Consider the following 21645-nt stretch of genomic DNA (forward strand, 5'->3'; position numbering starts at 1 on the left):
TATGGACAACCCCATAGGCAACCGCCCCCTGATGTTGCGCTACTTGCTGCTGGCCATCGGCTGGCTCAGCGTGGCATTGGGGGTGATCGGGATTTTCCTGCCTGTTCTGCCCACCACCCCTTTCCTGCTGCTCGCCGCAGCCTGCTTCGCGCGCAGCTCTCCGCGTTTCTATCACTGGCTGGTCGAGCATCCCCGGCTCGGGCCATGGATCCGCGACTACCTCGACGGCAACGGCATACCACTCAAGGGCAAGGTCTACGCGATCGGATTGATGTGGGCGAGCATTCTGTTCTCCTGCTACCTCGTGCCACTGCCGTGGGCACGGGGGTTCATGTTGACCAGTGCGGTGTTGGTGACGGTTTATATCTTGCGACAGAAGACGTTGCGCAAATCCTGAGTTCTTCAAGGACTGTGGCCGTTGGCTTCGCCGAACGAACACGTCCTGATGTTGATTGATCGACCGCGACCGCTAGCAGGCTGGCTCCCACAATTTGACTGAGTGCATTCAGTTGAGGATTACCTCTGTAGGAGCTGTCGAGTGCAACGAGGCTGCGATCTTTTGATCTTGATGGACGCCGAGAAGAGCAACGGCAAAAGATCGCAGCCTGCGGCAGCTCCTACAGGGGATTGGGTGCATTCCGTTCGAGGCAGGTGAGCATTGCCCCCCCCTTGATTCGACTTGCTCGCGAAGGCTGACTCACAGGCAACACATTCCGTCAGACAGAAAAAACCCGCCGCCCCGATCAACCGGAGCGGCGGGTTTTGTCGTTTCAGGCCTTGATCACACCGTGTCCACTTTCAGCGAATGATCATTGAGCATGCCGCTGATGATCGTCGCCGTGTCGTGCCCGCCGGCCACCACCCCACCCGCCCCCGGGGTCACGCCGTAGTGGCTGGCGAGGTTGACGCCGGCCAGGTCGATGGTCTGGTTCGGCGTGGCGCCGGCCAGCGCGCTGACGTCGATGCTGGTGAGCACCGAGGCGCCGCTGCCGGTGACGGTGAAGTGCAGGTAGTCGTCCAGCGACGCGGTGGTGCCGTTTTCACCTTGTAGCAGTTGCGACAGGTCAAGCTTGTCGGTGCCGGGGGTGAAATCGGTGATGGTGTCGTGGCCACTGTTGCCCTTGAGGTACTGGAAGGTATCCGCGCCTGCCCCGCCAGTCAGGGTGTTGTTGCCCATGCCGCCGATCAGCAGGTCATCACCGCCACCACCGTTGAGGATGTCATTGCCCAGGCCGCCATTGATCACGTTGTTATTGTTGTCGCCAGTCAGGGTGTCGTTGAAGTTCGAGCCGACCAGATTCTCGATATTACTGATCGTGTCGGTGCCGGCGCCGATGGTGTTTTGCGCACCGAGCAGACCGAGGTTGACCGTGACCCCGGCGGTGGCGTGGGCATAGCTGACCGTGTCGATGCCGGTGCCGCCGTCGAGAATGTCGTTGCCCGGGCCGCTGTAGAGCAAGTCGTTGCCCGCGCCGCCGTGCATCTCGTTGTTGCCGGAACCGGCGGTCAGTACGTCGTTGCCGTCACCGCCATTGAGGATGTTGTTGCCGGTGCCCGCCACCAGAATGTCATCCCCGGCAGTGCCGGTGAGGGTGTGGCCATCCTGATAGGTGATGCTGACGTTGGCCGTGTCGCTGCCGCCATGGTTGTCATTGGCGGTGTAGGTGCCGTGGAAATCCGGCGTCACGTCGTGGGCGCCGGCGTAGTTGACCGTCATGGTCAATTGATAGTTTTCCGCTGCCGTCGGATTGCTGCCGCTGGTGTTGCTGATGTTGGTCACGTGGATCTGGTAGGTGCCATCGGCGCTGGCGGTGATGGTGCCGCCATCGGCGATGCTGACGAACGCGCCGCCGTTGACCGAGTACTCCATCGTGACGTGGCCGGCCGCGAGGTTGTGATCCAGGTTCAGCGTCTCGCCCTGTTTCAGTTTGACGGTGATCAGGTCTTCATCGTTGGCATTGGCGCTGGTCACCGCACCGAGGTAACCGCTGACCACCAGCACTGCGGTCATCGCGGCGGTGTTGGCGGCGAACGCATTGCGCACGTCGGCCAGGGCCTGGTTGGCCGCGGTGTTGCCGGTGCCGGCGAAGTTGATCGCACCGGTACCGGTGAAGTCCGCGCCCTTGGCCACCCAACCGGTGTTGAAGCTGGTCGGCGAGGCGTTGAGCGTGTCGCCGTCCGGATCGGTGTCGTTGGCCAGCAACAGTTCGCCCGGCACGGTGATGTTGCTCGACAGCACGTTGGTGATGACGTGGTCGTCCATCGCCACCGGTGGCGAGTTGGGGATCACTTTCACGGTCAGCGTCGAGCTGGCGAGGTCGCCGTCGTTGTCGCTGAGGGTGAAGCCGATGTTCTCGGTGATCACCGTGGTCGTGGTTTTCTGCGAGGTGTAGCTGTAGTCACCGGTGTCGAGGTTGATCACCAGCGTGCCGCTGTTGTTGGTGGCAATGCTGATCGTGTTGTTCACGGTGTTGAACGTACCGTGGTTGGTGCCGCCGGATGCGGTCAACGAACCCTGGCCGCTGTTGGCGCGCGGGTCATAGGTGTAGGTGGTGCCGTCGACCACGATGGATTTGATGAAACCGCCATCGGCGCCGAAGGTACCGCCCTCGCCCAACAGCGAACCGGTGACCGGGGCGCCTTCAACGGTGCCCGACAGCACCGAGTTGAGCTGATTGAGATCGGTGACCACCACCGCGTTGGTGTTGGTGTGGCTGATGCCGTCATAGGCCAGCGGATCGAGGTTGGCGTTGCTCACGCCGCTGCCCAGACCGATGGCGTAGTTCTTGATGTTGTTGGCATCAAGGAAGTTTTTCAGCGCAGCTTCGTCGGCGGTGCCGATCTCCTGGCCGGTGGTCGGTTTGCCGTCGGAGAAGAAGTAGCCGACGTTCTGCGCCCCGGTGAGTTTGCCCGAGGTATTGAACGCGTTCTGCATCATCGCCACAGCCGCATCGTAGTTGGTGCCGCCACCCGCCGTGAGGCCGGCCAGAATCGATTTGGCGGTCGCCACGTCAACCCACACCGAGGTCCTGTCGGTGGCGCTGCTGCTGAAGGTGACGAGTTGCACCTTCACATCGCCGAGGTCGTCGTATTTGTCGAGCAAGGCACTGATCGCCTGTTTCGCCAGATCCAGTCGCGACAGACCCGGCACGCCGGACGGATCGACCATACTGCCGGAGATGTCGAGGACGATCAGCAGGTTGGAATCGATCTCCACCGCCGCCACCGAGCGATCCGACGCCACGGCTTTGGGCACGTCGTCGACGATATTGACCACGATCGTGCTGGTGGTGCTGTTGCCCAGTGCATCAGTGGCTTTGTAGGTGAAGCTTTCGCTCAGGGTATTGGCGCCGTCGTTGGCGTTCGGCGTGGTTTTCGGTGCCGAAGTCAGGGTGTAGGTGTAAGTGCCGTCGGCGTTGAGCTGGATCTGCCCGTAGGTGCCGGTTGCGCTGCCTACCAGGGTGTAGGTGAGCGCCCCGCTGCCGCCGGTGACCGCGCCGACCAGGGTGCCGGTGGCGGTTTCGCCGGTGTTGCTCGGATCGCTGCCGGTGACCGTGCCGGGGGCCAGGTCCTGGCCGTCCTTGGTCAGGTCGAGGGCTTTTTCATACACCGTCACGTCCTGATCGACCGAGGCCACCAGTTTGCTGTCGGCGACGTTGATGGTGATGGTGGTGGTGCTTTCGTCGCCGTCACCGTCGCGGATGGTGTAGGTGAACGTGTCGGTGGCGCCCGGCGGGCTCACCGAATTCGGATTGCTGTGGTAAATGGCGTTGCCCGCCGCGTCCAGGGTCAGGTAGCCGTAGGTGCCGTTGATGTTGCTGTTGAGGCCGCCGATCGCCGAACTTGAGGTATCGCCCCCGGCACGCACGCCGACCACTGCCCCGCCCGCCGCTGCGCCATCGGCGCCAGTGACGTCGTTGCCGAGCACGCTGAGGTTGACCGTGCCGCCCTCCGCCACCGAGCCGGTGTCGGCCTTGGCGGTCGGCAGGTCATCAATGATGTTGACGTTGATCTGGCCGCTGGCGGTGCTGCCGTCGGTGTCAGTCGCCACCACGTTGAAGTTTTCGGTGAGGCTGTTGGCGCCGTTGCCGGTCGGGTGATTTTCGTTATCTACCAGGGTGTAGCTGTAACTGACCACGCCGGTCGCCGGGTTGTAACCGGTGACGGTGAACGTGCTGCCCAGCGGCGAAACCACCGATTGCGGGAAGCCTGCGGCGACCCCGTTGGTCACGACGACGATGCCACCGACAGTGAGGGTTTGCAGGCCATCAAGAGCCGTGACAGTGAAGGTACCGCTCTGGGTCAGCGCCGGAGTATCGGGGCTGGTGCCGTCACTGAGGTTTTTCTCGTAGACGGTGAGTTCCCCGCCATTGACGTCGAGGCCGTTAAGCACCACCGGATCGTCGTTGTTGTGGATGTTCAGCACCAGGTTGGCGGTGCTGGTATCGCCGTCGGCATCGGTGAGCGTGTAGGTGAATGTTTCGGTACCGTTTCCACCGCCGTGCAGCGCTTTGAAGTCGGCGTCAGCCGGGTTGAGCGTATAGGTGTAAGTGCCGTTGGCATTGAGCACCAGCGTGCCGTAAGTCCCGGTGAACGTACCGGCAGTGATCGGCCCGGCATTCGGTCCAGTGGCGACCACGTCCGCGCCTTGCACGTCGTTAGTCAGCACGTTGCCGGTCAGGGTCAACTGGGTTTCCGAGGCACTGGTTGCGTTGCTGTCGTTGAGGGCCTTGGGCACGTCATCGACGATGCTGACGACGATGGTGCTGGTGACCACATTGCCCAGCGAATCGGTGGCCTGATAGGTGAAGGTTTCAGTCAGGGTATTGGCCCCGTCGTCGGCATGCGGTGTGGTGGTTGCCGGCGAGGTCAGGGTGTAGGTGTAAGTGCCGTTGGGATTGAGCACGATCTGCCCGTAATTGCCGGTAGCACTGCCGACCAGCGCATAGCTGATGGCGCCGACCGCACCGGTGACCGAACCGACCAGCGTGCCGGACGCGGTTTCACCCGTATTGGTCGGGTCACTGCCGGTGACCGTACCGGGGGCCAGATCGGCGCCGTCCTTGGTCAGGTCGAGGGCTTTTTCGTAGACGGTGACGTCGGTGTCGCTGGTCGCATACAGCTTGCTGTTGGCGACATCGATGGTGATGGTGGTGGTGCTTTCATCGCCGTCGGAATCGCGCACGGTGTAGGTGAACACATCCACCGCACCGGGGCCGTTCACGGCATTGGGGTTGCTGTGATAGACCGCGTTGCCGTTGGTGTCCAGCGTCAGGTAACCGTAGGTGCCATTGATGTTGCTGTTGAGGCCGCCGATGGCCGAGGTCGAGGTGTCGGAGCCGGCGCGCACACCGACCACCGCGCCGGTCACCGCCGGGCCGTCGGCGCCGCCGATGTCATTGTCGAGCACGTTGCCGCTGACGGTGCCGCCCTCCGCCACCGAGGCGGAATCGGCGTGCGCGCTCGGCAAGTCATCAATGATGTTGACGTTGATCTGGCCGCTGGCGGTGCTGCCGTCAGTGTCAGTCGCCACCACGTTGAAGTTCTCGGTGATGCTGTTGGCGCCGTTGCCGTTCGGATGGGTTTCGTTATCGACCAGGGTGTAGCTGTAGCTGACCACGCCGGTCGCCGGATTGTAGCCGGTGATCGTCAGCGTGCTGCCCAGCGGCGTGACGACCGATTGCGGGAAGCCTGCCGCGACACCACCGGTGACGACGTTGATGCCGCCTACGGTCAGGGTTTGCAGACCGTCGAGCGCGGTCACGGTGAAGGTACCGCTCTGAGTCAGCGCCGGCGTATCGGGACTGGTGCCGTCGCTGAGATTTTTTTCGTAGACCGTGAGTTCGCCGCCATTTACATCGAGGCCGTTGAGGGTCACTGGATCGTCGTTGTTGTGGATCTGCAGGACGAGATTCGCGGTGCTGGTATCGCCGTCCGAGTCAGTGATGGTGTAGGTGAAATTTTCCGTGCCGTTGCCGCCGCCGTGCAGGTTTTTGAAGTCGGCGTCGCTGGTGTTCAGCGTGTAGGTGTAGGTGCCGTCGGTGTGCAGTTCCAGCGTGCCATAGGTGCCAGTGAACGTACCGGCGGTGACCGGGCCGGTGGGTACGCGGTCGGCGCCCTGCACGTCGTTGGTGAGGACGTTGCCGGTCAGGGTCAACTGACTTTCCGACGCGGTGTTGGCGTTGCTGTCGTTCACGGCTTTTGGCAGGTCGTCGATAATGTTCACATCGAGGGTTGCGTTGGCGGTGGTGCCGTTGTCGTCCACCACGGTGACGGCGAACTGTTCAGGCAGATTGTTGGCACCGTTGGCGGTCGGGTGTGCCTCGTTGTCGACCAGGGTGTAGCTGTAGCTGACGACACCGGTGGTGGCGTTGAAACCGGTGATGGTCAGCGTACTGCCCAGCGGTGTGGTCACCGATTGCGGGAAGCCTGCAGCTACACCGTTGGTGACCACGGCGATGCCACCGACGGTCAGGGTCGTCACGCCGTCCAGCGCAGTGATGGTGAAGGTGCCGCTTTGGGTCAGTGCGGTGGAGTCCGGGGCGCTGCCATCGCTGAGGTTTTTTTCGTAAACGGTGAGTTCGCCGCCGTTTACATCAAGACCGTTGATGATCACCGGATCGTCGTTGTTGTGGATCTGCAGGACGAGGTTCGCGGTGCTGGCATCGCCGTCAGAATCGGTGATGGTGTAGGTGAAGGTTTCGGTGCCATTGCCGCCACCGTGCAGGTTTTTGAAGTCGGCGTCGGTGGTGTTCAGCGTGTAGGTGTAGGTGCCGTCGGTGTGCAGTTCCAGGGTGCCGTAGGTGCCGGTGAACGTACCGGCGGTGACTGGACCGGTGGGTACGCGGTCGGCGCCTTGCACGTCGTTGGTCAGGACGTTACCGGTGAGGGTCAGATTGGTTTCTGACGCGGTGCCAGTGTTGCTGTCATCCACCGCCTTGGGCAGATCATCGACCACATTCACGTCAAGCGTTGCGTTGGCGGTAGTGCCATTGTCGTCGACCACCGTGACGCCGAACTGTTCGGAAAGCGAGTTGGCGCCATTGGCAGTCGGATGCGCATCGTTGTGATCGAGGGTGTAGCTGTAGCTGACCACTCCGGTTGCTGCGTTGAAACCAGTAATAGTCAACGTGCTGCCCAACGGTGTAGTGACCGATTGTGGGAAGCCTGCCGCCACGCCATTCGTCACGACAGCGATGCCACCCACTGTCAGCGTGGTAACACCGTCCAAAGCGGTGATGGTGAAGGTGCCGCTTTGTGTCAGCGCGTTGGCATCCGGAATGCTACCGGTGCTGAGGTTTTTTTCGTAAACCGTCAGCTCGCCGCCGTTCACGTCGAGGCCACTGATGACCACCGGATCGTCGTTGTTGTGGATCTGCAAAACGAGGTTGGCGGTGCTGGTATCGCCGTCAGAATCGGTGATGGTGTAGGTGAAATTCTCGGTGCCGTTGCCGCCACCGTGCAGGTTTTTGAAGTCGGCGTCGTTGGTGTTCAGCGTGTAGGTGTAAGTGCCGTCGGTGTGCAGTTCGAGGGTGCCGTAGGTGCCGGTGAAAGTGCCGGCAGTCACTGGGCCGGTGGGTACGCGGTCGGCGCCTTGCACGTCGTTGGTCAGGACGTTGCCGGTGAGAGTCAGATTGGTTTCCGACGCGGTGTTGGCGTTGCTGTCGTTCACCGCTTTAGGCAGGTCGTCAACCACATTGACGTCGAGGGTCGCATTAGCGGTGGTGCCGTTGTCGTCCACCACGGTGACAGCAAATTGCTCAGGCAAGGTATTGGCACCGTTGCCGGTCGGATGCGCATCGTTGTGATCGAGGGTGTAGCTGTAACTCACCACCCCGGTGGTCGCATTGAAACCGGTGATGGTCAGCGTGCTGCCCAACGGCGTGGTAACCGATTGTGGGAAGCCTGCGGCCACACCGTTGGTGACCACGGCAATGCCGCCGACGGTCAGCGTGGTGACGCCGTCCAGCGCAGTGATAGTAAACGTGCCACTCTGGGTCAGCGCACTGGAATCCGGCTCGCTGCCGGTGCCGAGGTTTTTTTCATAGACCGTCAGCTCGCCACCCTCGACGCTCAAGCCGTTGATCAGCACCGGATCGTCGTTGTTGTGGATCTGCAAAACCAGGTTCGCGGTACTGGTATCGCCGTCCGAATCGGTGAGGGTGTAGGTGAAAGTCTCGGTGCCATTGCCGCCACCGTGCAGCGCTTTGAAATCCGCGTCGCTGGTGTTCAGGGTGTAGGTGTACGTGCCATTGGCATTCAATACGAGGGTGCCGAAAGTGCCGGTAAAGGTGCCGGCAGTGACCGGGCCGGTGGGCACGCGGTCGGCGCCTTGCACGTCGTTGGTCAGGACGTTGCCGGTGAGGGTCAGCAGGGTTTCCGAGGCAGTGTTGGCGTTGCTGTCATTCGCCGCTTTGGGCACATCGTCGATGATGTTGACGTCAAGCGAGCCGGTGGCGCTGTCGCCATTGCTGTCGCTTGCGGTCACCGTGAAATGTTCACTGAGGCTGTTGGCGCCGTCACCCGCCGGATGGGCATCGTTGCCGTTGAGGGTGTAGCTGTAGCTGACCACGCCGGTGCTGGCGTTATACCCGGTGATGGTCAGGGTGTTGCCCAGTTGTGTGGTGATCGACTGCGGAAAACCCGCCGCCACGCCACCGCTGATCACGTTGATGCCGCCGATGTTCAGGCTGCTCAGGCCATCCGGCGCCGACACCGTAAAGCTGCCGCTCTGGGTCAGCGCGCCGGGGTTGGCCGAGGAGCCGGCAGGCAGGTTGGCTTCATTGAGGGTCAGCTCACCGCCAGGCACGGCGAGGCCACTGAGGGTTACCAGGTTGTTGACCGGCGGCGGCACGATCGGCGTGTTATCGCCATTGTCGATGACTGCGTTATGCCGCTCTTCGGGAAACTCGGGAATGCCATTGAACCCGGCGGTCGGGAAGCCGATCACCGGATCCACGCGCCCACCGACTTCCGTCAGCAGCACAAAACTGTGGCCGCCACCCAACTCACCTGGCGCGCCGCCCGGTGCATTCGGGCCGGCGGCGGTGGCCTCTGCCGCTTTGGTCGGGTCTTCGCCGGCGGCGATGGCTTTCTGAATCTGCTCGACATCGGTCAGTTGCGCTTCGCTCGGCGTCAGCGCTTCAGGGGAATCAATGTGCACCGCCTGATTGGCCAGCAGCTGCCCGGACATGGTCATGCTGCTGTCGCGGCCCAGGGTCAACTCGTGGCCATTTTGCAGATGAATGGCGACGGCACCTTCTGCGCCGGTGATCACTTGATCGCCGGCAAACAAGCGGTCGCCCTCGACCAGGGCGCGGCGCGTGCCGTCGGTGCCCTGCGCAAAAACCTGACCAATGACTTTAGTGACGATCCCGATGAGCGTTGCCATGTGAAATTCCTCCGCTGCCGACCACCGTCGGCACTGGTTCGCGAAGCAGCCCATGGCTCAATCGGGTTGTCGGGGCGACGCTCGCACCTCGACAGTTCGTTTCGCAGGTTGCGCAAACGAGGAAACTTCAGTGCTTTCAAGCACTTCAGAATCCTGATCAATGCAGCGAACCCACTAACGCTACGTAACGGTGGTGAATCACCCGAGTGACAAAAATCTGTCGCTCATCTGCCGCTACGCGTCCCTCCCCTTCAGCAGTACTTCGCCGTATGTCGCAAAGTGAATGGAACTTTCCTCAAGCCTTTTTGTGCTCCCTAAAGCGCATGAAACAAAGGCTTTCGATCTGAACAATGTGCTGGTTTTCGCCTAGCGCATAAGTTTTTTTCGGCATAAGCCTTATGAAAATTTTTTCTTAGCTACGCTTCAGGATGTTCTTAGCTCTGTTGTTACAAGAGTGAAACGCTTACACCTCAAATTATCGTCAAATATTTGGCGACAGTAACGCACCATCAGGACCAGGGAGATGCACCCCATGCGCGTTTTAACCCCCCTCTGCAGCGCGGTTTTGCTGGCCATGGCTTGCACTTCCCAAGCCCAGGCCATGAATCTGACCGAAGCGATTCAAAGCACCATCGCCACCCACCCGGACCTCGCCTCGCGCGTGGACGCCAAACTGTCCGCCGATGAACAGGTGAAAGTGGCCAAGGGTGGCTTCTATCCGTCCGTCGATTTGAATGCCGCCTACGGGCGCGGTTACAGCGACAACACCAATACCCGGGCTTTCGGTAATCACCACACCGAAATTCTCAACTACACCCAGTCAGAGCTACGGCTGCGGCAAATGATCTTCGACGGCTTCAACACCGCCAACGAGGTCGAGCGCACCAAGGGCGTTTCCAACTCGCGCGCTTACTACGCGCAAGGCACCGCTCAGGATCTGGCGCTGCGTACCATCGAGGTCTACCTCGAAGTGCTCAAGCGCCGTGAACTGGTGACGCTGGCCAGGAACAACCTGCAAGCGCACTTGCGCGTCAACGATCAGATCGGCCTGCGCACCCAGCGCGGCATCGGCAGCACCGCCGACTCCGATCAGTCGGTCGCCCGTAAGGCGCTGGCGCAGAACAACCTCGACACCGCCGAAGTCGATCTGGCCGACGCCGAATCGAATTTCTACGCCGTGGTCGGGCGCATGCCCGATGAACTGGAAGCGCCACCGTCGACCCGCGGCGAGGTTCCTGCCAGCCTGCCGGAAGCCCAGCAGAGCATGGTCGAGAACAACCCGTATCTGAAATCCGCGCAGGCGGACGTGCAGTCGGCCGAGAGCCAGTACGAAGTTGCCAAGTCGCCGTTTTACCCACGCTTCGATGCTGAGGCCGCAGTGGGCGCGAATAACAACGTGCAGGGCGATGAAGGCCACGACAACGAATGGCGCGTCGGCGTGATCATGAATTACAACCTGTTCCGTGGCGGCAGCGACAAGGCCCGTCTGGCGTCCGATGCGCATCAGATCAATCAGGCGATGGACATCCGCAACAACGCCCTGCGCCAGTTGAACGAGAACATCCACCTGGCGTGGAACGCCATGGTCAACGCGAACAAACAGACCCCGACCGCCCGCGAATACGCCGAGACCACCAAGCGTGTGCGCGCGGCATATCAGGATCAGTTCGGCCTCGGCCAACGCACTCTGCTCGACTTGCTCGACAGTGAAAACGAGCTCTACAACGCCAACCGTCGCTACACCGAAATTCGCTACACCGAGGAATATTCGATGTACCGCGTGCTGGCGAACATGGGCCAGTTGCTGAGCAAGCAAAGGGTGGTGTTGCCGGCGGATGCCATTGCCGCGACCGAGGTCAAAAACGAGGCGCGCCTGCCCGAACTGAAATGAGGTAACCCCGTGTAGGAGCTGCCGAAGGCTGCGATCTGTTGATCTTGATCTGCAAAAACAAGATCAAAAGATCGCAGCCTTCGGCAGCTCCTACAGGGGAGATGTGTCGAAAGTCGAGTCCGTTCAACAGGGGCGATCAATATGACCAGCATGGCCGAAGGCGGACACACCGGGATCGATCCGCGGCTGAGCTTCGATGACCCGTTACTCGACGGTCTGTTGATCCTCTGCAAACTGCATGGCGCGACGGTAAGCCGCGCCAGCCTGAGTGCCGGGCTGCCCCTGAACAAGCAACGTCTGAGCCTGGATTTGCTGCCCCGTGCAGCGGCCCGGGCCGGTTTGCAGGCGCGCTTGTTACGCCGCGAACTGAAGGATATTTCTGCGCTGAATCTGCCGATCCTGTTGCTGCTCAAGGACGGCCGCACTGCCGTACTGCGGCGTTTCGCCGACGACGGCAAGGCGCTGATCCTGCCCAGCGAAGCCGATGGCGGCGAGCAATGGGTCGAGCGCGAAGAACTTACCGAACACTACAGCGGCCAGGCCTTGTTCGCCCGTCCCCGCCACGAACTCGAAGACTTGCGTTCACCGCTGGTGCCGCGCGTGCATGCCTGGTTTCGCGACACCCTGAAGCTGTCGAAATGGCTGTACAGCGACGCGATCCTCGCCAGTTTCCTGATCAACCTGCTGGGCCTGATGGTGCCGCTGTTCGTCATGCAGACCTACGACCGCGTGGTGCCGAATCAGGCCACGTCGACCCTGTGGGTGTTGGCGATCGGCCTGCTGATCGGTACCGGTTTCGAACTGGTGCTGCGGGTGGTGCGCGCGCACTTGCTCGATACTGCCGGGAAGAAAACCGATGTGATCCTTTCTGCGACTTTATTTGAACGCATCACCGGTATGGCGATGAAGGCGCGGCCGGCGACCATCGGTGGCTTCGCCCAGAGCATTCATGACTTTCAGGGCCTGCGCGAATTCCTCACCGCCGTGACCCTGACCAGCCTGATCGACCTGCCCTTCGTGGTGTTGATGCTGGTAGTAATCGGCCTGCTTGGCGGCTGGCTGGTGGTGATTCCGCTGCTGGCGTTTCCAATCACGATCATTTTTGCCCTGGCGATTCAGGTGCGCCTGCGTGACACCGTGCAGAAAAGCCTGAGCCTGGGTGCCGAACGACAGGCGTTGCTGATCGAAACCCTCGGTGGCCTGGAAACCCTCAAGGCCTGCAGCGCCGAAAGCGAGCGCCAACACAAATGGGAAAGCACCCACGGCGCCCTCACTCGCCTCGACAGCCACGCGCGCAACCTCTCGGCGCTGGCGACCAACGGCACGCTATTCATTCAGCAGTTTTCCGGGATGGCGACGATCGTCGCCGGGGTCTACAGCATCATCGCCGGCAACCTCAGCGTCGGTGCGCTGGTGGCCAGCTACATGCTCGGCAGCCGGGTGCTCGCGCCGCTGGGGCAGATCGCCGGGCTGATCACCCGCTACCAGCAAGCGCAACTGACCATGAAAAGCACCGACGCACTCATGGGCCTGCCCCAGGAACGCGACGGCAAACAGCGACCGCTGGAACGCACGCAACTGCAAGGTGCGCTGGACGTCAGCGGCGTGACCTTTCACTACAACGGCCAGAACGCGCCGGCGCTGAGCAACGTCAGCTTCAGCATGAAACCCGGCGAGCGGATCGGCATCATCGGCCGCAGCGGCTCGGGCAAAAGCACCCTGGCGCGGCTGGTGATGGGCTTCTATGAACCCGAGGAAGGCCAGTTGCTGCTCGACGGTCTCGACCTGCGGCAACTGGATGTCGCCGACCTGCGCCAGCAGATCGGTTACGTCGCGCACGACCTGCCGCTGCTGGCCGGCAGCCTGCGCGACAACCTGACCCTCGGCGCGCGCTACATCAGCGATTCACGCATGCTCGAAGTCGCCGAACTGACCGGCGTCACCGAGCTGGCCCGTCAGCATCCGCAAGGTTTCGACCGCCCCGTGGGCGAACGCGGGCAACTGCTTTCCGGTGGTCAACGCCAGGCCGTATTGCTGGCCCGGGCATTGCTACTCGACCCACCGATCATGCTGCTCGACGAACCCACCAGCGCCATGGACAACAGCAGCGAAGACCTGCTGCGCCAGAAGCTGCACGGTTGGGTGCAAGGCAAGACCCTGCTGCTGGTCACCCACCGCACCTCGATGCTGAGTCTGGTGGACCGGTTGCTGGTACTGGACAACGGCCGGGTCGTCGCCGACGGCCCGAAAGAAGCGGTTATCGATGCACTGCGCAAAGGCCGCGTCGGCTCGGCGCCGGTTTAGATGCGTGCACATAACTTATGGCTCTCACAAAACCTGTGGCGAGGGGATTTATCCCCGATGGGCTGCGCAGCAGCCCCAAAGACTCTGAGGGCGCTTCGCACCCTATCGGGGATAAATCCCCTCACCACAAGTAAGTGTTCCGGGCGACGCATGGGTTGTGCGGTTTGATGTTTCCTAACTGAGGGGTATCGCCCCATGTCTGCATCTTCAGATAGCAAATCACGCGGCTACTTCGACAGTTTCGGCAAAAGCGCCGAAGCCGAGTTCATGCCGGAAACCGCCGGCGCTGCGTTGCAGGATTCGCCGCGCTGGTCGCGGATCACCGTGTGGCTGGCGGCAGCGCTGTTGATCAGTGCGCTGGTCTGGGCCAAGTTCGCCGTGCTGGAAGAAGTGACCATGGGCGAAGGCAAGGCGATTCCGTCGAGCAAGGTTCAGGTGATCCAGAACCTGGAAGGCGGGATCGTCACCGAGATTTTTGTCCGTGAAGGACAAATGGTGAACAAGGGCGACAAGCTGCTGCGCCTGGATGACACACGCTTCCTGTCGAACAAGGGTGAGAGCGAGGCCGATCGTTATGCCCTGACCGCGCAAGTCGAACGCCTTTCCGCCGAAGCCGAGGGCCGTCCGTTCAAGCTGTCTGACGAGGTGATCGCCAAGGCGCCACAGGTCGCCGAAGACGAACGCGCGCTGTACGACCAGCGCCAACGGCGTCTGGCCAGTGAGCAACGCACCCTCACCGAACAGCTGCGACAGAAGACTCAGGAGCTGGCGGAGTTCCGCTCCAAGCAAGGCCAGTACAGCTCCAGCCTGGCGCTGCTGCAGCAAGAGATGAACATGTCGGCGCCGCTGGTCGGCACCGGTGCAGTGTCGCCGGTGGAGATCCTGCGACTGAAACGCAGCGCCGTGGAAATTCGCGGTTCACTGAACGCAACGACCCTCGCCATCCCAAGGGCGGAATCGGCAATCAACGAGATCAAGAGCAAGATCGACGAATCGGAACAGACTTTCCGTTCCGACGCCGCCAAGGACCTCAATCAGAAGCGCACCGATCTGTCGAAAATCACCGCGTCGAGCATCGCCATCGACGACCGGGTCAGCCGTACCACCGTGACTTCGCCGGTGCACGGAGTGATCAAGCAACTCAAGGTCAACACCATCGGCGGCGTGGTCCAGCCGGGCAGCGACATGGTGGAAATCGTGCCGCTGGAAGACAACCTGCTGATCGAAGCCAAGGTCCGTCCGCAAGACGTCGCGTTCCTCCATCCGGGCCAGAAAGCCATGGTCAAGTTCAGTGCCTATGACTACACGATCTACGGCGGGCTGAGCGCAAAACTGGAACTGATCGGCGCCGACACCATCACCGATGACAAGGGCAACAGCTTCTACCTGATTCAGGTGCGCACCGATAAAAACCATTTGGGCGGCGATGTGAAACCGCTGCTGATCATCCCGGGGATGGTGGCGACGGTGGACATTATTACCGGGGAGAAAAGTGTGCTGGATTATCTGCTTAAACCAGTGCTCAAAGCCCGGACCGAGGCGATGCGGGAGCGGTGAAAATGTCTGGATTTTGTGGTGAATTGGCTGGCCTCATCGCTGGCAAGCCAGCTCCCACAGGTTCTGAGGTGTTCACAGATTTTGTGTTCGACACGGACACTGTGGGAGCTGGCTTGCCAGCGATGGGGCCAGGCCAGACAACAACTATTTTTCTCCATGATTGCGCTGAAAAACCTCCGCCCCCATCGCCGCAATCTGCCCCTCGATCAACGCCTCAAACGGCTTCAACAACGGCGCAAACGTCATCGGCGCTTCGAGGGTTTCCAGCGCCTGCACAATCGCCTCGATGGTCGACAACGCCCCCGGCCCCGGGGCCTTGCGCAACCGATAGCGCGACACCCCGCCCTGCGCCAGCGTCACCCGTGGCAACGCCGCCAGCAGCGGATTGAGATGGAGCATCTTGCGCGCCTTGCGCCAAGTGCCGTCCGGCACCACCAGCAACAACGGTTGATCGGATTCGCGGTAAGCCTGCAGCGGCTGCGCATCGTCAGCGGGAAACAGCAACCGCGCCTGATACCCCGGCCGATTGAGCAGCGCCGGCAGATCCTCGAATATCTCACCGACAATCAACTCGGCATTGGCCAAACCCAGCGCCGCCAACCGCGCAGTATTCAACGCATGGTTAACCTCGCTCGGATGCTGCAACAGCAGAACGCGGGTGCGGCTGTCGAGGCTCGGGATCAGCGGGCACAGGCAGTGGCTTTGTGGGCGCAGGCAGCGCGGACATTGGGGTCTGGACATGGTTCTTATGCCTGATTGAGCTGTGCTTTGAGCAAATCACGGAAGGTCTGAATCAACGGTTCGCGGCTGCGACCGCGGCGCATGATCATCGAGAACGGCGCCTGATAACCAAAGGTCGCCGGGAGCAATACGCGCAAGTCGCCCTTGTCGGCCCAGGCCTGGGCATAGTGCTCTGGCAAGTAACCGACGTAGGCGCCGGACAGCACCAGAATCAGCTGCGCCTCCATACTTTCCACGGTCGCCGCGCTGTGCTTGAAACCGTGGCGGGCCAGCTCTGCCTGGCTCCAGTAACCACGGCCGACCATGCGTTGCTGGGTGATGACCTGCTCGGGGATCCGCCGCTCGTTGAACAGCGGATGCCGGCTGCTGCAATACAACCAGTGCTGCTCGCGGTACAGCGGCATGTACACCAGACCGCTCATGCGCGTGGAAAACGCACCGATGGCCAGATCGAGGCGGTTATCCTGCACGCCGAGTTGCAGTTCGTAGGGGCTCATCACCGACAGGTGCAAATGCACCGCCGGGTGTTCCTGACTGTAGGCACCGATGGCTTCGGCGAACGGCAAAGCCTTGTCGCTGACGGTGGAGTCGATCACCCCGAGGTTGAGCGTGCCGCGCAGTTCGCCCTTCAGCGCCGCGGCGTATTGCTCGAAACCTTCGAGTTCGGCGAGCAGGCGCAGGGTTTCCTGATGGAACAGCTCGCCCTTGCTGGTCAGGCTGAACCCACCGCGCCCGCGATGGCACAGCACCAGGCCGAGCGCCGCTTCAAGCTGGCTCATGTAAGTGCTGATCGCCGAGGTCGACAGGTTGAGTTCCTGCTGCGCATTGGCAAAACCCTGATGGCGAACCACGCTGACGAAGATGCGCAATAGTTTCAGGTCGGGTAAAGCGTTGGCCATCAGGTACTCCACAAACCATTTGAACTCACCGATCCCTGTAGGAGCTGCCGCAGGCTGCGATCTTTTGATCTTGATTTCTGGCAGCCTTGAAGGCGCCGAAAATCAAAAGATCGCAGCCTTCGGCAGCTCCTACAGGGGTGTTTCACTTGGCAAGAAGTCTATCCCGGGCCTGACCATTAGTTTAGAAAAATCTGAACTAAGTTTTTGCCCGTAGCGATTCTTCCCCACCACTACATTTCGCAGAATCGGCCCCACAGCGGCGTCCGAACCTGTGCTCAACGGTGCGCCGACATAAATAAAACAAAGACGATGAGGCCCTACCCGTGGACAAGATTCTTCACCAACCACTGGGCGGCAACGAAATGCCGCGCTTCGGCGGCATCGCCACCATGCTCCGACTCCCCCATGTACCGACCGCTGCCGGCCTGGACGCTGCCTTCGTTGGCGTGCCCCTGGACATCGGTACTTCGCTGCGCCCCGGCACTCGCTTCGGGCCGCGCGACATCCGCACCGAATCGGTGATGATCCGCCCGTACAACATGGCCACCGGCGCCGCGCCGTTCGACTCGCTGTCGGTCGCCGACATCGGTGACGTGGCGATCAACACCTTCAACCTGCTCGACGCCGTGCGCATCATCGAAGAAGCCTACGACAACATCCTCGAGCACAACGTGATCCCGATGACCCTGGGTGGCGACCACACCATCACCCTGCCGATCCTGCGTGCCATCCATAAAAAGCACGGCAAGGTCGGTCTGGTGCACATCGATGCCCACGCTGACGTCAACGATCACATGTTCGGCGAGAAAATCGCCCACGGCACGACCTTCCGTCGTGCCGTCGAAGAGGGTCTTCTGGACTGCGACCGCGTGGTGCAGATTGGTCTGCGCGCGCAGGGTTACACCGCTGACGACTTCAACTGGAGCCGCGATCAGGGCTTCCGCGTCGTACAAGCCGAAGAGTGCTGGCACAAGTCGCTGGCGCCGCTGATGGCCGAAGTGCGCGAGAAAGTCGGTGGCGGCCCGGTGTACCTGAGCTTTGACATCGACGGTATCGACCCGGCCTGGGCGCCAGGTACCGGCACCCCGGAAATCGGTGGTCTGACGACCATTCAGGCGATTGAAATCGTTCGCGGCTGCCAGGGCCTCGACCTGATCGGCTGCGATCTGGTAGAAGTCTCGCCGGCCTACGACACCACCGGCAACACCTCGCTGCTGGCCGCCAACCTGCTGTACGAAATGCTCTGCGTACTGCCTGGCGTGGTCCACCGCTGAGGGTTCGGCCATGAACGAACGTGATCAAGTGTTGAAAGCGGCTGCCGATCTGGTGTCCGCCTTTGCTCGTAACGATCGCGAGGCTTATTTCGGCGCGTTCAGCGCCGATGCAAGTTTCGTGTTTTACACCCTCGAACAGCCGCTGCTGTCGCGCGATGCCTATCAGGCCTTGTGGGACAGCTGGCGTGCCGAGGATGGCTTTGAAGTGCTGTCGTGCACTTCGAGCAACGCCTTCGTCAGCCTGCAAGGTGACGTGGCGGTGTTTATCCATGACGTGGCCACCGAGCTGCGCATGCAAGGGGAGCAACATTTCAGCCAGGAGCGCGAGACGATTGTTTTCAAGAAACAAGCGTCGAGCCTAGAACAACAAGGCCATTGGCTGGCCTGCCACGAACATTTGTCCGCAATGCCGGAAGGGCTGCCATCCCCTTAGCCAAACAGGTGACGCCTCACACACGATGAGGCGCGCCTTTATGATCGGAGCAGATCATGAATAACAACAACAACGACCAAAGCCTTACGCAAATTGAAACCCACGGGGTCGAACAGATCCCGGACCACGAACGCACCGCAGGCCCGACGGACTTGTTCCGGATGATCTTCGGTGGTTCCAATACCTTTGCCACCGCCGTGCTCGGCAGTTTCCCGGTGCTGTTCGGTCTGTCGTTTCAGGCTGGTGTCTGGGCGATTGTGTCGGGCGTGCTGCTCGGCTCGCTGATCCTCGCACCGATGGGCCTGTTCGGCCCGCTCAACGGCACCAACAATGCCGTGTCCTCCGGGGCGCACTTCGGCGTGCACGGGCGGATCGTCGGTTCGTTCCTGTCACTGTTGACCGCCATCGCGTTTTTCTCGCTCTCGGTGTGGAGTTCGGGGGATGCGTTGATCGGCGGAGCGAAACGCCTGATCGGTCTGCCGGAAACTGACCTGACCCTGGGTCTGGCCTACGGTCTGTTCGCGATTCTGGTGCTGACCGTGTGCATCTACGGCTTCCGCTTTCTGCTGTGGGTGAACAAGATCGCGGTATGGAGCGCCAGCCTGTTGTTCCTGCTGGGCATCTTCGCCTTCGCCGGTCCTTTCGACGTCAACTACGCCGGCACGGTGAACCTCGGGCAACCGGGCTTCTGGGCGGCGTTCATCGGCGCGGCGCTGGTCGCGATGAGCAACCCGATTTCCTTCGGTGCATTCCTCGGCGACTGGTCGCGCTACATCCCGCGTGACACCTCCAAGCAGCGCATCATGGCCGCTGTGGTGCTGTCGCAGATCGCCACGTTCATCCCGTTCCTGTTCGGCCTGAGTACCGCGACCATCGTCGCGATCAAGGCGCCGGACTACATCGCGGCGAACAACTATGTGGGCGGCCTGCTGGCGGTATCGCCGAGCTGGTTCTTCCTGCCGGTGTGCCTGATTGCGGTGATCGGCGGCATGTCCACCGGCACCACCTCGCTGTATGGCACCGGGCTGGACATGTCCAGCGTGTTCCCGCGAGTGCTGTCACGGGTCAAGGCGACGCTGCTGATCGGCGTGCTGTCGATTGCCTTCATCTTCATCGGGCGCTTTGCGGCGAACCTGGTGCAGAGCGTGTCGACCTTCGCCGTGCTGATCATCACCTGCACCACCCCGTGGATGGTGATCATGATCATCGGCCTCTTGGTGCGCCGCGGCTTCTACTGCCCGGATGACCTGCAGGTGTTCACTCGCGGCGAGCAAGGCGGACGCTACTGGTTCAGCCACGGCTGGAACTGGCGTGGCCTGGGTGCATGGATCCCGAGCGCGGCAGTCGGCCTGTGCTTCGTCAACCTGCCGGGGCAGTTCGTCGGCCCGCTGGGTGAAATGGCCGGTGGTATCGACATCAGCCTGCCGGTGACCCTGGGCCTGGCGTCGGTGGTGTATCTGACGCTGCTGAGCCTGTTCCCGGAACCGCGGGAGGTGTTCGGGCCGCAGGATGCACGCCGCAAAGCTGCAGAAACGCCTGAACTGCGCCAGGCCGCCTGACGCAAATCCCCTGTGGGAGCGAGCCTGCTCGCGAAAGCAATCTGTCAGTCACTTCTTTGTTGAATGTGCCGACGCCTTCGCGAGCAGGCTCGCTCCCACAGTGAGCAGCACCCCGAACCAAATTTGTTTCACCATAAAAAAGACAATCGGAGACACGCCATCATGGCTTTGGATTTATTCGTCGTCCTCATCTACGCCGCCGGCATGCTGTTACTCGGCTACTACGGCATGCGCAAGGCCAAGACCAACGAGGACTTTCTGGTCGCCGGGCGGAACCTGGGCCCAAGCCTGTACATGGGCACCATGGCCGCGACCGTGCTCGGTGGCGCGTCCACCGTCGGCACCGTGCGTCTGGGTTACGTGCATGGCATCTCCGGTTTCTGGCTGTGTGCGGCGCTGGGTTGCGGCATCGTCGCGCTGAACCTGTTCCTCGCCAAACCGCTGCTGAAACTGAAGATCTACACCGTTACCCAGGTTCTGGAAAAACGCTATAACCCGATGGCCCGCTCGGCGAGCGCGGCGATCATGCTGGCCTACGCATTGATGATCGGCGTGACCTCGATCCTCGCCATCGGCACCGTGCTGCAAGTGCTGTTCGGCCTGCCATTCTGGATCTCGGTACTGCTCGGCGGTGGCGTGGTGGTGATCTACTCGGCGATCGGCGGCATGTGGTCGCTGACCCTGACCGACATCGTCCAGTTCATCATCAAGACCGTGGGCCTGATGTTCATCCTGTTGCCGATCTGCCTGTACCGCGTCGGCGGCTGGGACGAACTGGTGCTGAAGCTGCCGGCAGCGGCGTTCAACTTCACCACCATCGGCTGGGACACGATCATCACCTACTTCATGATCTACTTCTTCGGCATCCTGATCGGTCAGGACATCTGGCAACGGGTGTTCACCGTCAAGACCGCCAAAGTCGCCCAGTACGCCGGCAGCATCGCCGGTATCTACTGCATCCTCTACGGCCTGGCCTGCGCGCTGATCGGCATGGCCGCGCACGTACTGATCCCGGATCTGGACAACGTCAACAACGCCTTCGCCGCCATCGTCAAACTGTCGCTGCCGGACGGCATCCGTGGTCTGGTGATCGCTGCTGCTCTGGCGGCGATGATGTCCACCGCCAGCGCCGGCCTGCTGGCTGCTGCCACCACGCTGACTGAAGACCTGCTGCCGAAACTGCGTGGTGGCAAACAGTCGAGCCTGGCGATCAACCGCCTGTTCACCCTGCTCACCGGTGTCGTGGTACTCGGCATCGCGCTGGTGGTGAACGACGTGATCAGCGCCCTGACTCTGGCGTACAACCTGCTGGTGGGCGGCATGCTGATCCCGCTGATCGGTGCGATCTTCTGGAAGCGCGCGACCACTGCCGGCGCCATCGCCAGCATGGGGCTGGGTTTCGCCACCGCGCTGCTGTTCATGTTCAAGGACGGTCTGGATGCGAACACGCCGATCTACTACAGCCTGGCTGTGGGTCTGGTGAGTTTTGTGGTGGTCAGCCTGGTCTCCCCTCGCCCGGCGACGGTGGCAAGTGCGATCTAAGCTTTACGTAACGACTTGATGCTTTCTTCGACGGGTGTGGCGTCGGTTGCCACA

11 protein-coding genes are annotated in these 21645 nt (G+C 61.6%); 8 read left to right on the plus strand and 3 right to left on the minus strand.

Going from position 1 to position 21645, the window contains the following annotated elements:
• The first annotated feature begins 1 nt into the window (after nt 1).
• Nucleotides 2–397 (plus strand): YbaN family protein, encoded by a 396-nt coding sequence (locus JN524_RS11185; protein ID WP_202369370.1) that lies wholly within the window; start codon nt 2–4, stop codon nt 395–397.
• A gap of 384 nt (nt 398–781) precedes the next feature.
• Here the strand turns inward: JN524_RS11185 and JN524_RS11190 are convergent, their stop codons facing one another.
• The gene (locus tag JN524_RS11190; protein ID WP_202369371.1) at nt 782–9391 is read right to left on the minus strand and encodes a retention module-containing protein; all 8610 of its coding nucleotides are present in this window, start codon (nt 9389–9391) and stop codon (nt 782–784) included.
• A 532-nt stretch (nt 9392–9923) separates the two neighbouring features.
• On the opposite strand from JN524_RS11190, the gene JN524_RS11195 reads away from it, so the two are divergent.
• From JN524_RS11195 to JN524_RS11205, 3 genes are all read left to right on the plus strand, one after another.
• Nucleotides 9924–11282, plus strand: a complete 1359-nt coding sequence (locus JN524_RS11195; protein WP_027614579.1) for a TolC family outer membrane protein — start codon at nt 9924–9926, stop codon at nt 11280–11282.
• A gap of 141 nt (nt 11283–11423) precedes the next feature.
• Nucleotides 11424–13586 carry a type I secretion system permease/ATPase gene (locus tag JN524_RS11200; protein ID WP_202369372.1) on the plus strand — a complete coding sequence of 721 codons (2163 nt, stop codon included), beginning with the start codon at nt 11424–11426 and terminating at the stop codon, nt 13584–13586.
• Nucleotides 13587–13781: 195 nt separating this feature from the next.
• The gene (locus JN524_RS11205) at nt 13782–15143 is read left to right on the plus strand and encodes an HlyD family type I secretion periplasmic adaptor subunit (protein WP_007962568.1); all 1362 of its coding nucleotides are present in this window, start codon (nt 13782–13784) and stop codon (nt 15141–15143) included.
• A 144-nt stretch (nt 15144–15287) separates the two neighbouring features.
• On the opposite strand, the gene JN524_RS11210 is transcribed toward JN524_RS11205, so the two are convergent.
• Together JN524_RS11210 and JN524_RS11215 are read right to left on the minus strand one after the other, a co-directional pair.
• Entirely contained in the window at nt 15288–15884 is a 597-nt protein-coding gene (locus JN524_RS11210; RefSeq protein WP_202369373.1) for a tRNA-uridine aminocarboxypropyltransferase, read from the minus strand.
• Between the two features lie 5 nt (nt 15885–15889).
• The gene (locus tag JN524_RS11215) at nt 15890–16783 is read right to left on the minus strand and encodes a LysR family transcriptional regulator (RefSeq protein WP_202369374.1); all 894 of its coding nucleotides are present in this window, start codon (nt 16781–16783) and stop codon (nt 15890–15892) included.
• A 323-nt stretch (nt 16784–17106) separates the two neighbouring features.
• Between JN524_RS11215 and speB the strand changes: the two genes are divergently transcribed.
• The 4 genes from speB (at nt 17107) to JN524_RS11235 (ending at nt 21591) form a co-directional block, all read left to right on the plus strand.
• A complete protein-coding gene (gene speB, locus JN524_RS11220) occupies nt 17107–18057 on the plus strand; it encodes an agmatinase (protein WP_003222717.1) in 951 nt (316 codons plus the stop codon).
• Nucleotides 18058–18067: 10 nt separating this feature from the next.
• Nucleotides 18068–18490: a YybH family protein gene (locus tag JN524_RS11225; RefSeq protein WP_027614575.1), complete on the plus strand. Its 423-nt coding sequence runs from the start codon at nt 18068–18070 to the stop codon at nt 18488–18490.
• Nucleotides 18491–18546: 56 nt separating this feature from the next.
• The gene (locus JN524_RS11230) at nt 18547–20049 is read left to right on the plus strand and encodes a purine-cytosine permease family protein (RefSeq protein ID WP_202369375.1); all 1503 of its coding nucleotides are present in this window, start codon (nt 18547–18549) and stop codon (nt 20047–20049) included.
• A 162-nt stretch (nt 20050–20211) separates the two neighbouring features.
• Nucleotides 20212–21591 carry a sodium:solute symporter gene (locus JN524_RS11235; protein ID WP_047598203.1) on the plus strand — a complete coding sequence of 460 codons (1380 nt, stop codon included), beginning with the start codon at nt 20212–20214 and terminating at the stop codon, nt 21589–21591.
• Nucleotides 21592–21645: the final 54 nt, after the last annotated feature.

It is taken from the genome of Pseudomonas sp. MWU318 (assembly GCF_016756945.1).
Taxonomy (GTDB): Bacteria; Pseudomonadota; Gammaproteobacteria; order Pseudomonadales; family Pseudomonadaceae; genus Aquipseudomonas; species Aquipseudomonas putida_A.

Coding starts and splice junctions, on each gene's coding strand:
- JN524_RS11190 (WP_202369371.1), bottom strand. CDS start 9,391: ATGGCAACGCTCATCGGGATCGTCACTAAAGTCATTGGTCAGGTTTTT.
- JN524_RS11230 (WP_202369375.1), top strand. CDS start 18,547: ATGAATAACAACAACAACGACCAAAGCCTTACGCAAATTGAAACCCAC.
- JN524_RS11185 (WP_202369370.1), top strand. CDS start 2: ATGGACAACCCCATAGGCAACCGCCCCCTGATGTTGCGCTACTTGCTG.
- JN524_RS11210 (WP_202369373.1), bottom strand. CDS start 15,884: ATGTCCAGACCCCAATGTCCGCGCTGCCTGCGCCCACAAAGCCACTGC.
- JN524_RS11225 (WP_027614575.1), top strand. CDS start 18,068: ATGAACGAACGTGATCAAGTGTTGAAAGCGGCTGCCGATCTGGTGTCC.
- JN524_RS11235 (WP_047598203.1), top strand. CDS start 20,212: ATGGCTTTGGATTTATTCGTCGTCCTCATCTACGCCGCCGGCATGCTG.
- JN524_RS11195 (WP_027614579.1), top strand. CDS start 9,924: ATGCGCGTTTTAACCCCCCTCTGCAGCGCGGTTTTGCTGGCCATGGCT.
- JN524_RS11205 (WP_007962568.1), top strand. CDS start 13,782: ATGTCTGCATCTTCAGATAGCAAATCACGCGGCTACTTCGACAGTTTC.
- JN524_RS11200 (WP_202369372.1), top strand. CDS start 11,424: ATGACCAGCATGGCCGAAGGCGGACACACCGGGATCGATCCGCGGCTG.
- JN524_RS11215 (WP_202369374.1), bottom strand. CDS start 16,783: ATGGCCAACGCTTTACCCGACCTGAAACTATTGCGCATCTTCGTCAGC.